Annotated in this window: 7 protein-coding genes and 1 tRNA gene; 3 read left to right on the forward strand and 5 right to left on the reverse strand. The window is 60.3% G+C overall.

What is annotated here, in order from left to right; all coding sequences use genetic code 11:
- Position 1 precedes the first annotated feature (1 nt).
- The 4 genes from secD to queA all read right to left on the reverse strand — a co-directional run bounded on the left by secD (position 2) and on the right by queA (position 4,731).
- Positions 2 to 1,849, reverse strand: a complete 1,848-nt coding sequence (secD, locus tag HUS66_RS08055) for a protein translocase subunit SecD (RefSeq protein WP_175070403.1) — start codon at positions 1,847 to 1,849, stop codon at positions 2 to 4.
- Positions 1,850 to 1,967: 118 nt separating this feature from the next.
- Positions 1,968 to 2,297 carry a preprotein translocase subunit YajC gene (gene yajC / locus HUS66_RS08060; protein ID WP_175070404.1) on the reverse strand — a complete coding sequence of 110 codons (330 nt, stop codon included), beginning with the start codon at positions 2,295 to 2,297 and terminating at the stop codon, positions 1,968 to 1,970.
- Between the two features lie 100 nt (positions 2,298 to 2,397).
- Positions 2,398 to 3,525, reverse strand: a complete 1,128-nt coding sequence (tgt, locus tag HUS66_RS08065; RefSeq protein WP_217487960.1) for a tRNA guanosine(34) transglycosylase Tgt — start codon at positions 3,523 to 3,525, stop codon at positions 2,398 to 2,400.
- 168 nt (positions 3,526 to 3,693) lie between these two features.
- Positions 3,694 to 4,731, reverse strand: a complete 1,038-nt coding sequence (gene queA / locus HUS66_RS08070) for a tRNA preQ1(34) S-adenosylmethionine ribosyltransferase-isomerase QueA (RefSeq protein ID WP_175070406.1) — start codon at positions 4,729 to 4,731, stop codon at positions 3,694 to 3,696.
- A gap of 157 nt (positions 4,732 to 4,888) precedes the next feature.
- Between queA and HUS66_RS08075 the strand changes: the two genes are divergently transcribed.
- Together HUS66_RS08075 and HUS66_RS08080 are read left to right on the forward strand one after the other, a co-directional pair.
- A tRNA-Leu gene (locus tag HUS66_RS08075) sits at positions 4,889 to 4,975 on the forward strand.
- 379 nt (positions 4,976 to 5,354) lie between these two features.
- Positions 5,355 to 7,127, forward strand: coding sequence for a methyl-accepting chemotaxis protein (locus HUS66_RS08080; protein WP_175070407.1), 1,773 nt, complete (start codon positions 5,355 to 5,357; stop codon positions 7,125 to 7,127).
- A 390-nt stretch (positions 7,128 to 7,517) separates the two neighbouring features.
- On the opposite strand, the gene HUS66_RS08085 is transcribed toward HUS66_RS08080, so the two are convergent.
- Positions 7,518 to 11,153, reverse strand: coding sequence for a putative bifunctional diguanylate cyclase/phosphodiesterase (locus tag HUS66_RS08085; RefSeq protein ID WP_175070408.1), 3,636 nt, complete (start codon positions 11,151 to 11,153; stop codon positions 7,518 to 7,520).
- 307 nt (positions 11,154 to 11,460) lie between these two features.
- Here HUS66_RS08085 and HUS66_RS08090 point away from each other — a divergent pair.
- On the forward strand, positions 11,461 to 12,359 hold an 899-nt coding region (locus HUS66_RS08090), incomplete at its 3' end, for a cache domain-containing protein (RefSeq protein ID WP_175070409.1).

Consider the following 12,359-nt stretch of genomic DNA (forward strand, 5'->3'; position numbering starts at 1 on the left):
CTCATATCCAGAGTTTCTTGAGTGGCTTGCCGCCGACGGTCAGATTGACCATGGCGCGGGTCACCATCAGGGCGGTGAACATCGAGGTCAGGATGCCCAGCGACAGGGTTACGGCGAAGCCTTTGACCGGGCCGGTGCCGATCGAGAACAGAATCAGCGCCACCAGCAGGGTGGTCAGGTTGGCGTCGACGATTGAGGTGAAGGCACGCTCATAGCCGGCGTGGATCGCCTGCTGTACCGAGAGCCCGGTTCGCAACTCCTCGCGTATGCGCTCGAATATCAGCACGTTGGCGTCCACGGCCATGCCCAGTGTCAGCACGATGCCGGCGATGCCGGGCAGCGTCAGGGTAGCGCCGAGCATCGACATGGCGGCGATCACCAGCACCAGATTGATGCCCAGTGCCACGTTGGCGATCACGCCGAAGGCCTTGTAGCGCAGCAGCATGAAGGCCACCACCAACAGCAGGCCGATCTGCACCGAGAGGATGCCGCGGTCGATGTTGTCCTGGCCGAGGCTTGGGCCGATGGTGCGTTCCTGCACAAAGTAGATCGGGGCGGCCAGCGAGCCTGAACGCAGCAGCAGGGACAGCTCGGCCGCTTCGGTGGGCGAATCGAGTCCGGTGATACGGAAGCTGTTGCCCAGGGCGCTCTGGATGGTGGCAAGACTGATGATGCCGCGCTCGGTATAGGGGTCGCGTACTACCACCGGCTCGCCGTCCTGCATGACGGTGCGGTCGTTGGTCTTGTGCTCGATGAATACCACGGCCATGTTGCGCCCGATATTGGAGCGAGTTGCCCGGTTCATCAGGGTGCCACCGGTGCCGTCCAGATCGATGTTGACCTGTGGGCGGCCGTTCTCATCGAAGCTGCGGGTGGCGCTCGAGACGCTGTCGCCGGTGATGATGACGTCGCGCATCAGCTCGGCGGTACGTGGGCTGGAGCGGAACTCGAGGGTCTCGGTTTCCTGATCCGGGGTGTCCGGGCGAGCCTCGAGGCGGAATTCCAGGTTGGCGGTCGCACCGACCACGCGCTTGGCGGCGGCAGTGTCCTGCACACCGGGCAGCTCGACCACGATGCGATTGGGGCCTTGGCGCTGCACCAGTGGCTCGGCTACACCCAACTCGTTGACGCGGTTGCGCAGGGTGGTCAGGTTTTGGTTGATCGCGTAGTCCTGGATTTCATCGACCGCCTGATCGCTGAGCGTCATGGTCAGAGTTGCGCCACGCTCCGCTTCGGCGTCCGCGTACTGAAAGTCAGGGAAGTCGCGGCTGATCAGGTTTCTGGCTTCGTCGCGATCCTCGGCGTTCATGAAGTCCATGCTCACCGTGCGGCCGTCGATTTCGGTGTTGCGGTAGCGGATGCGCTCGCCACGCAGGGTCTCGCGCATGGCGCTGGCGTTGACCTCGAGGCGCTGGGTCACGGCGGCGTCCATGTCGACCTCGAGCAGGAAGTGCACGCCGCCGCGCAGGTCCAGGCCCAGGGTCATCGGTGAGGCGGCCAAGTCTTTGAGCCAGGATGGTGTCGACTCGGCGAGGTTGACGGCAACCACATGGTCGTCGTCAAGCAGACCATCGACCACGCCACGGGCGCGCATCTGATCGGATGCACTATCGAGGCGCAGCAGGACGCTATTGGTGTCGCGTTCGGTGGACTTGAGGGGAATGTCGGCATCGGCCAGGGCGGACTGAACCCGCTCCAGCTGAGACTCGCTGAGGTTTTCGCCGCCACTGGCGGGACTGATCTGCACCGCGGGGTCCGCGGGGAAGAGGTTGGGCAGCGAATAGACCAGGCCGACGGCGAGGACAAGAAGTATCAGCAGATACTTCCACAAGGGGTAACGGTTAAGCATGCAGGCCCTGCCTTGTAGCTAACATGGCGACATCGCGGGAGCGATAGAGGGGGTCGCCACCAGCGCACCGCCGGCGGGCGGGCGCGGGCCTGCCCGCCGGCGGTGCCGGGGTGCGAGATCAGATGGACTTGATGGTGCCCTTGGGCAGGACAGAGGCAACGGCGTTCTTCTGCACGTTGATCTCGGTGCCTTCGGCGATTTCCATGGAGATGAACTCGTCGGTCACCTTGGTGATCCGGCCCAGCATGCCGCCGCCGATGACCACTTCGTCGCCCTTGGACAGGCCGCTGATCAGCTGCTTGTGCTGCTTGGCCCGCTTGGCCTGGGGGCGCCACAGCAGGAAGTAGAAAATCAGCACGAAGCCGCCCAGCATGACAATTTGGGCAATACCGCCGCCCGCGGCCGCGCCGCCTTCAGCGTGTGCCGGGGAGATGAAGAAGTCCAGCATGAGGGTAGTTCTCCTAAGAGGGTTTCTAGGGTCAATAATAACCGGATGATGAGGCCATCACCCGGTCGTCAGATTCGGTGTAGACGGACTTGCGACCCCATTACTTTGGGGTTGGTTCCAGCGGTGGAACCGGCATTCCGCGACGACCATAGTATGCTTCTACAAAGTTTGCCAATGTACCCGCTTCGATGGCACCGCGCAAACCGGCCATCAGGCGCTGGTAGTGGCGCAGATTGTGGATGGTGTTGAGCATCGCGCCGAGCATCTCGCTGCAGCGATCCAGATGGTGCAGGTAGCCCCGCGAGAAGTTCTGGCAGGTGTAGCAGTCGCAGTCGGCTTCCAGCGGCGAGGTGTCGTGACGATGCCGGGCGTTACGGATCTTGATCGTGCCTTCGAAGGTGAAGAGGTGGCCGTTGCGACCGTTACGGGTCGGCATCACGCAGTCGAACATATCGACGCCACGACGCACGCCTTCGACCAGGTCTTCCGGCTTGCCCACGCCCATCAGGTAGCGAGGCTTGTCGTCCGGCATCCACTCGGGCAGATAGTCGAGCACCTTGATCATCTCTTCCTTGGGCTCGCCGACCGACAGACCGCCGATCGCATAGCCGTCGAAGCCGATCTCATCCAGGCCCTCGAGTGATGCCTGGCGCAGGTCCGCGTACATGCCGCCCTGGATGATGCCGAACAGCGCCGAAGGCGAGTCGCCATGCGCATCGCGGGAGCGCTTGGCCCAGCGCAGCGACATTTCCATCGAACGCTTGGCTTCATCATGACTGGCCGGGTAGGGCGTGCACTCATCGAAGATCATCACCACGTCCGAGCCCAGCGAGCGTTGCACGGCCATGGATTCCTCGGGCCCCATGAAGACCTTGGAACCGTCGACGGGCGAGCGGAAGTGCACCCCTTCCTCGGTGATCTTGCGCGTCTTGCCAAGCGAGAAGACCTGAAAGCCGCCGGAGTCGGTGAGGATCGGCTTGTTCCAGTGGGCGAAGTCATGCAGGTCGCCGTGTTCCTCGATCACATCAACGCCCGGGCGCAGCCACAGGTGGAAGGTGTTGCCGAGGATGATCTCGGCGCCGATCTCTTCGACCGACTGGGGCGTCATGCCCTTGACGGTGCCGTAGGTACCTACCGGCATGAAGGCCGGGGTTTCCACGGTGCCACGGGGGAAACTAAGGCGACCGCGACGGGCCCGGCCATCGGTGGCCAGGCGTTCGAAAGTCATGAAGCATTCGTTACGCATGGAGGCTGTCTCGCATCAAGGCTCTCGAGAAGGCGCGGGCTACAGACGTTGCCCGCACTCCTAATGAGAGCGCCAAAAGAAGGGTGGCCCGACGCGGCGGGCCTTGGAAAACTCGATATACGGCTACCGGATGTCGGCTATTAGGTACCGCTAGCTGGCGCGGGTCAGGAACATGGCATCGCCATAGCTGAAGAAGGCGTAGCCTTCCTCCACCGCTGCCCGGTAGGCGTTCATCACCGGCTCGAAGCCCGCGAAGGAGGACACCAGCATCAGCAGCGTCGACTCCGGCAGGTGGAAGTTGGTGACCAGCGCATCGACGCAGCGCCACTCATAGCCCGGGTAGATGAAGATATCCGTCTCGCCGCTGTAGGGCGCGATCTCGCCGTCTTCACTCTTCAGGCAGGCCGACTCCAGGCAGCGCACGCCGGTGGTGCCCACTGCCACTACCCGGTTTCCGCGGGCCTTGGCCTCGCGAACCTTGGCGCAGGCAGCCTCGTCGACCTCGATCCACTCGCTGTGCATATGGTGGTCGCGGATGTCGTCGGCACGCACCGGCTGGAAGGTGCCGGCGCCCACGTGCAGGGTGACGAAGGCGCTCTCGATGCCTTTCTCTTCGAGCGCCGCCATCATTGGCTCATCGAAGTGCAGGCCAGCGGTGGGGGCGGCTACCGCACCATCGCGGCGCGCATAGACGGTCTGGTAGCGCTCGCGGTCGGCCAGTTCGTCCTCGCGGGTGATGTAGGGCGGCAGCGGCATGTGGCCGTGAGCCTCGAGCAGCGCGATCAGCGGCGTTTCGCCGAGAAAGCGCAGCTCGAACAGCGCATCCTGACGGCCTTCCACCACCGCCCGCACGTCGCCCTCGAAGATCAGCTCGGTGCCTGGCTTCGGCGACTTGCTGGCGCGGATGTGTGCCAGGCCGCGATGGGTATCCAGCGGACGTTCGAGCAGCATCTCGACACGGCCACCGCTGGCCTTTTGGCCGTGCAGGCGGGCCGGGATCACCCGGGTGTCGTTGAACACTAGTAGATCACCCGGCTCGAGGATTTCGAGCAAGTCCGGGAAGCGACGGTGATCAAGCGCCCCCGAGGTGCCATCGACGCACAACAGGCGACAGTCACTGCGACGCTCGGAGGGGTAACGGGCGATCAGCTCGTCGGGGAGCTCGTAATGGAAATCGGCGCGCTGCATGGGAGATATCGACTCGGGCTAACAAAAGCGGTGCAGGAATGGCACAGGACCATTCGGACAAGGCGCCTAGGATACCCGTTCCCGCCAGTGAAGTCAGTCGCTTGCGATGCGTTTATGATTGACCTGCGAGGTAACTGCCGTATAATGCGTCTCCGCTGCCGGCGTGGCGGAATTGGTAGACGCAGCGGATTCAAAATCCGCCGCTGGAGACAGTGTGTCGGTTCGAGTCCGACCGCCGGCACCATAACATCAAGTACTCACTCGTTCCCTCCCCGAGTCTTGATGCCCTCAGCACCCCCCGAATTGATCAATCCTTTGCTTCCTGAACATCGGTGACGGCGTTCTCATGCCCAGCACTCTAGACCTTGGGTTTAAGCTGCGGCTATGGCTGCCGGTCGAGTCAGAAGATCAGGAGGTGGGCCGCCCGATTTCATCTTTCAGCCTCTCAGCCAACCGCTCGATATCCCGCCGTATGCCGTTTTTTTCATTCCCAGCGCACGACGCCGCGGGGGATCTCTCCCCTTGAGCTCTCATTCGCTAATGGACTAAAGACATGTGGGCGTTTGCCGATATGAAACGGCGAAACGAACGTTTGAACCCAGCATGTGTAAAAAGGGCATACGATGCGCAAAATAACACTAAAGACGCTACTGACGACGCTATTACTGGTCATGGTGGGCATGGCCGCCATCATTGGTACTCTGTCCATTCGTGGTCAGCTAGCCCTCGAAAGCGATATCAACGAACTGGCGGAAACCAGCGTCGATCAGGCCAACACCGCTAATCGTATGGAGTCGAATCTCTTGGAGATGCGGCTGCGTATGGCGCGTTATGTGGAGTTCTCGCAGCGTGGCGACGATGAGATGGCGGCTACTGCACTCGCTCAGATGCAAGAAAGCCTTGAGCGTACCAGAGGTCGGTTCGAAGAATTTCACAGTGTCGATATTACAACCGCCCAGCGTCGTTATCCCTTCTTCGAGGCTGTGATCGAAGACTTCGAGAAGATGGTGACGCCGGAGCTGGTCGAGGCCATTGAAAGTGGCGATATCGTCGCAGTGCGAGGGGCAAGCCAACGGCTTACCACCCTCGGGCCTGATTTCTCGGACAGCGTGCGCGCATTTGCGGGTTACGCAGAGGAGCGGGCCGGTGAAATGAAGGCGGAGGCCAGCAGTAGCGTCCAGCAGGCCGTCGTTGTGACGGCGTTCTTTTTGCTGGTGGCAACCCTGCTGACTCTTTTGGCCTATGTCGGCATGCAGAGGCTTTTGGTGGCCCCCTTGCGGCAAGCCGGCAAGGTTTGTGCCCAAATTGCCAAGGGTGACCTCACCAACCAGATCGAGGTGAAGGGGCGCAATGAGATCAGTGCCCTGAACCAGGCACTGCATGATATGCAGGTCCGCCTGATCGAGATCATCGGCATGCTTCGCCAAAGCGGTGACCAGGTGGCCCATAGCTCCCGGGAAATCGCGGCGGGTAGTGAGGACCTCGCCAGTCGCACCGAAGAACAAGCGTCGGCGTTGCAGGAAACGGCCTCCAGCATGGAGCAGATGAACTCCACGGTGCGTCAGACCAGCGAGTCCGCGACTAAAGCCAACCAGCTCAGCGATGAGACGGTCGGCAAAGCGAGGGACTCCCGCGAAGCCGTTCTCCGCACCTCACAGCTGATGCAGACCATGGAGGAGAGCTCGCGTCGTGTGCAGGATATCATCGGGACCATCGAGAATATCGCTTTCCAGACCAACATCCTGGCACTCAATGCATCCGTCGAGGCCGCCAGGGCCGGTGAACATGGCCGCGGCTTCGCGGTAGTGGCCGGTGAGGTGCGTAAGCTGGCAGCCAACTCCGCCGAATCTTCCAAGGAGATTCGCACCATCATCGAAGAGATCACCCAGCACATCGCTGATGGCGCCGAGCAGTCGGGCCAGACACGGGAAGACATGGAAGCCACCGTGCAAGCAATCCAGCAGGTCACGACGATGATGCAGGAGATCCAGAGTGCCGTGCATGAGCAAGAGAGCGGTATTAGCCAGGTCTCGACGGCGGTCAGTCAGATGGACAGCGCGACCCAGCAGAACGTCTCTCTGGTTGAGCAGACCAGCACGGCATCGGCATCGCTGGAAGACGAGGCCTCCCGCCTGGCTGACCTGGTGGCGACCTTTCGGCTCCGCGAAGACGTGGCAACGCCCTCAACGGCTCTTCCGGCCAGTCGCAAGTCACTTGCTCAGGGTCGCGATCAGGGTCGCGGTGCCCAGACGCAGCTTGGCTATGGCGACCAGGAAGATCGTAGGTCTCGCACCAGCCAGCAGTCATCTAACGCTGAGCGCGGAGCGAGTAGTGGTCAAGAGCGTAGGAACCCAACCGGATCTCGCCAAGAGGTCGATGAGTGGGATTCCTTTTGAGGAATCCATGGCCTGTCTTGGTGAGTATCGATAGGCTCTGTGGTCCGAGAGCACACAGCTGCGAACCGTATCGGTAGTCCGGCCTGCTACCCGATTGCTAAAGGTTTATGGCTCGCCGCCCGATTCTCGTGGCGGCGATAGCCGGAGCTCGCGTCGTGGCAAGGCGCTGCTTGGATTTTTCGTCCTGACTTCTCGGCGACGCTGCATTGGTCGCCTTTTTTTTATGCTCGGTGTTTGGCTGATATTCTCACTGTGAGAGTTTGAGTTAGTTTGACGGTAACTGTCGTGAAGCATCGCCATGTCACGATGCTACCCATTAAGCGCGAAACCGCGCAGTCCTACGACCTCGGCAGCCGCAGTTCCGCGCTCGGTCTTCAGGATTATGTTACGTCATGAGTCCGAAGACGCGTGCATTTGGCGCGTGAGCCATGTGGTCAGACTATCCAGTGGCATGGGCTTGGCAAACAGGTAGCCCTGGAAGACCTCACAGCCCAGCGATAGCAGATATTCCCGCTGCTCTAATGTTTCGATACCCTCGGCCACGACCTTGAGCTCTAGCTGCTGGGCGAGGGTGAGGACGCCCTGACAGATGGCCGCGTTCTTGTCGCTCTTGGCCGCGTCCTGAACAAAACTGCGATCGATCTTGATCTTGTCGATGGGAAGATCCCGTAAATAGCTCAGGCTGGAGAAGCCGGTACCGAAGTCATCGATGGCGGTGCTGACTCCCATGCTGCTAAGCGCGTGGAGGATATCGATCGCCCCATCCGTATCCCGCATCAATATTCCTTCGGTAAGTTCCAACTCCAGGTGTTTAACCGGCAAGCCGGTGTCACTCAGCACATCGCGTAGCGTGCTGAGAAAGTTGGGTCGGTGGAACTGGAGCGGTGAGAGATTGATCGCCATACGGCCTCTGAGCAGCCCCTGATCCACCAGTCGACGGGCATCCTGGCACGCTTTGCGCATCACCCAACGGCTCAGCGGAATGATCTGGCCTGTCTCTTCCGCGATGGGGATGAAGGTCGCCGGTGAGATGAAGCCCTTGGTTGGGTGATACCAGCGGACCAGTGCTTCCAGTCCGTCGACGCAGCCTTCACGGTTCAGTAGGGGCTGATAGTGCAGGCGAAGATGGCCATGCTCGATGGCTTCCTGCAGCTCACTGCGCAGGGTGACGCGCTGGCTCAACTTGCTATCGAGATCCTCCGTATACTGCTGGTAGGCGTTACGGCCCTGCTGCTTGGCTTGATACATCGCCATGTCGGCGTGTTGAAGCAACCGCTCGGGCTCATCGAGTCCTTGGCAATTGATCGCAATACCGATGCTTGCCGAGACATGCAGCTCGTGTTCGCCGACCCGGTGAGGCCTGTTGAGGTCTTCTAGCAAGCGGTCGGCAATATCTGCCGCTTCTTCGGGGTGTGTCAGATCGGGTAGCAACAGCACGAACTCATCTCCCCCCAAGCGAGCCAGGGTGTCACTGGTCCGCAGGCCTTGTTTCAGGCGGTCCGCGACGCTGCACAGCAACTGGTCGCCCACCTTGTGGCCGAGTGTGTCATTGATGGGTTTGAATTCATCGAGGTCGATGAACAGCACCGCCAGTGTCTGGTCTTTACGGGTCGCCAATTCCACATCATGGGCCAGGCGGTCGGTGAATAGGGCCCGGTTGGCGAGACCGGTCAGTACGTCATGCGTGGCCTGATACGCTAGCTGATTCTCCTGTTCCCGGCTTTCGGAAATATCATTCATGATGCTCACGAAGTGGGTGACATGTTGCTCGGCATCACGTACCGGCGACAGGAACAGCTGGTTCCAGAAGGCCGTGCCATCGCGTCGATAGGCGCGCACGGTGGTCGATAGGCTTTTACCGTGTTCGATCGCCGCCTGAATTTGTTCAATGTCTTGCGCAGCAGTCTCATCGCCCTTGAGGAACACCAGGGGGTGGCCGATGACCTCCTGCTGCACATAGCCGGTGATGCGCGTGAACGCAGGGTTCACGTAGATGACGGGGTGGTCGTCCTCGCGGACATCAATGATCACTGCCCCGTTGCTGCTGGCCTCCAGGCTGCGCTCCAGAATATGCTGCCGCTCTTCGGCCATGACCCGCGCGGTGATGTCCTTGACGATGCCGAATATCCCATCGACTTCACCTTGGACGATGCTGGGTATCAAGGTCACTTCCAGGGCTTGAGCGGGTCGCCCAGCGCGAGTGATGTGCATGTTATAGCTGTTGGGGGTTCCTTTGGCCGCGCGCTGGAAAGCGGACTCAGTGCGCTGGATGTCCTGCGGGGAGCATGCCGGCTCGCGGATGATCGAGCGGGTGTGTTGCCCCACCAGTTCGCGCTCGGTAAGTCCGGTGACAGCTTCGGCAGCGGGGTTCAGGCCGTCGTAGATGCCGTCACGCGTGTGGGAAAAAACCGCATCGGGATGCTGGGTGAACAGCGAACGAAAGCGCTGTTCGCTGCGCTGTAAGGCTGTCGCCTGAGCATCGCGAATTGCAACCAGGGCGCGACTGATGATCAAGAAGTATGTGAACCCCAGGCCAATCAGACCAAAAAGTACAGGCAGGACGCCGGGTAAGCTGGCCAGCGACAGAGGACTATCCCTGGCGGTAATGGTGTACGTCGCTCCCCCGGGCAAGCTCACCTGGTGGGAAGCAAACACACGTTGGGCCATCCCTTCGTGCCAATCCTCGGCGTATAGCCTGCCCCACTCCTGGTCTCCCGAGCTGTAGGTGATAGTGAAGCCGCCCGTATTCAGGTAGCGTAGCAAGCTGATGATCTTGGTGAAGTCGAATACGGCCAGCGTGGTGTGCTGATCGTCGTCTAGCGTCACCGCGAGAACCCCGTAGCTACTGCGCTCAGGATCAGGGAAATGCCACTGAATACGCTGATTCATACCGTCTGGGTGATGTCGCCAGCCGAGCGCGTCGGTGTCAGCCAGTTGGTCCGACAGCCACAGTATATCCTCCGGCTTACGTCCTCTCTGCCAGCGCGGCTGCCCATCAGGCCCCAAGTACGCGATTGCCTGCAAGCTCGGTTCATCCCCCAGAAAAGATCGTACTTCTACCTGTTGGATATTGCGGACAGAGCCGCGTACAGGCTCTCTCAGCGTTAGCCAACGCTTGGTGAGGCGTTCAATCATCTCAACGCGCAACTCGATTCGCTGCTCCATGCCGTAAGCGATGTTACTCACCAGCTCGTCAGCAGCGTCGATGCGCTCGCTCTGTTGGACCCAGCTACTCCCTAACCAAAAGAGAACGCTGATCGCGACTCCAAAACCACAGGCCACTATTGCCGGCCGCGGTAGCGATAGCACCGGATAAGCACATATGCGCGAGATGATGAGCAAGCCAACTCCCAGCAACAGGCACAGCAGGCTACCCATTGATGTCAGGCCTGCCACCGAGGTGGATGGCATATCGGACGTCAGGGGATAAACCAGTGTGAAGGCCCCGACGCCGGTTGCCAGCCAGCCAATCAGCCGGTAGATGAGTCGGGAGAACCCCGCTGTCGGAGACAAAAAGAAGCCGGCTCCCATGATCAAAACCAATGAGGCGGGTAATGGGCTCAACCGTGGATGGCCGGTGAGCACGGCTAAATCGCTTTCAGTCGTTGGTGTGAACAGGGACTGAGCAAGGCCGTAGCTGGCCAATGCCATCATCAGGCCGCCAGTCAGGCATCGCCAGCGTGGTTTGTGGGCCAGCAGCGCCAGCAGGCCGGCGCTGACGAGCATCACGGCAACGGCGCCGTCCAGGCTCAACCGCCATTTGGATGGCAGAGATATAAAGCCCTGAAGGTCGAGCACGGGGGTGCTGGTGCCGATCAGCAGGCTGCTGGCGCCGATCAGGAAACTGCTGGTAAGCAGAATCAGCAGCCATGCTTGTATACAGAGTCGACGATTGGTGTGGTCCACACGCGATGCACCCTGTGGACCAGCATATATAGGGTCGTGCTGTTCATGAGGGGGAGTGGAAAAGCTGCTGACCATAATGTTGCTCGGCACTCGGCATAAAAAAGTTTTGCCGTTATACATGGTCAGGCTTCGAACGCAACTTTATTTAAATCGCCCATGTCAACGCTAGTACACAAGTGAAGTGTCTCGGCATTCCCGGAGACTTCAAGTCCAGAGAGGGCGGGGCCAAGAACGCTTCCAAACGATCTGGCGAGCGGTCGTACCTAAGCAGGGCCTTTCGCTACGTCTTTGGTCTATGTGTTCTCAAGTCGTTGGGCGTGAAGGCCGATAGCGGTAGTCATGTTGCGTTTCGCAAACCGCTATGGACAAAGCATTTATGACGACAAAAAAAGCAAAACTAAGCTGGTGGAACCTAAAGACCAAAACCATGACGCTGGTGCTTGTTCCCATGCTGCTGATCACCCTGATCCTGGTGGGGATGAAGACCTATCAGAGCATTGAGGATACTCACGAAAACTTGGCACAGCAGCGTGAAGAGCTGCTGGCAAGTCGCGAGCAGGCAGTGAAGGATGTGGTACTGGCCGCAAAGAGCGCCATTGCGCCCATCTACGATGACGCTGGCCCCAACGACGACGATGCCAAAGCCCGGGCGGCGGAGATTCTGCGGTCGATTCGTTTCGATGGCGAAAACTATATCTTTGTCTACGAGTACGACGGCACCAACGTGGTGCTGCCGCATGCTCGCGACAAGGAAGGCACCAACCTGATTGGACTCCAGGATGCCAACGGCGACTACTTGGTTCGTGGCCTGATCAAGACCGCGCAAGACGGTGGTGGCTTCTATCAGTACACATGGCCGCACCCTGAGACGCGAAAGGACGAAGCCAAATATTCCTACGCGGAACCATTGGAAAAATGGGGCTGGATGCTCGGCGCTGGCGTCTATGCGGTGGATGTGGAAGAGGCCATGGCCGGTGCCCGTGCCACGGCCAACGAAAACCTGCGCGACTCGATCATCAATTCGCTGCTGACGGCATTTGCTCTGTTTATCGGTGTTGCGATATTGGCCAGCTTTCTGGTCAAACGCACCTTGCTACCGATCCGCTCTGCGGCCCAGACGATGAGCAACATCGCTAGCGGCAAGGGCGATCTGACCCAGCGCCTGAACGTCTCGACTCACGACGAGGTCGGCCAACTGGCCGAGGGCTTTAATCTCTTCGTCTCGCGCATGCAGGACACCCTGCGTGAAGTGCGCAACAGCACCAATCACGTGCGTGATGCCGCGACGCAAATGGAGCAGGGCAGCCAGGAACTGGCCACCCGCAC

Source organism: Onishia taeanensis, from assembly GCF_013349955.1.
Lineage (GTDB): Bacteria > Pseudomonadota > Gammaproteobacteria > Pseudomonadales > Halomonadaceae > Onishia > Onishia taeanensis_B.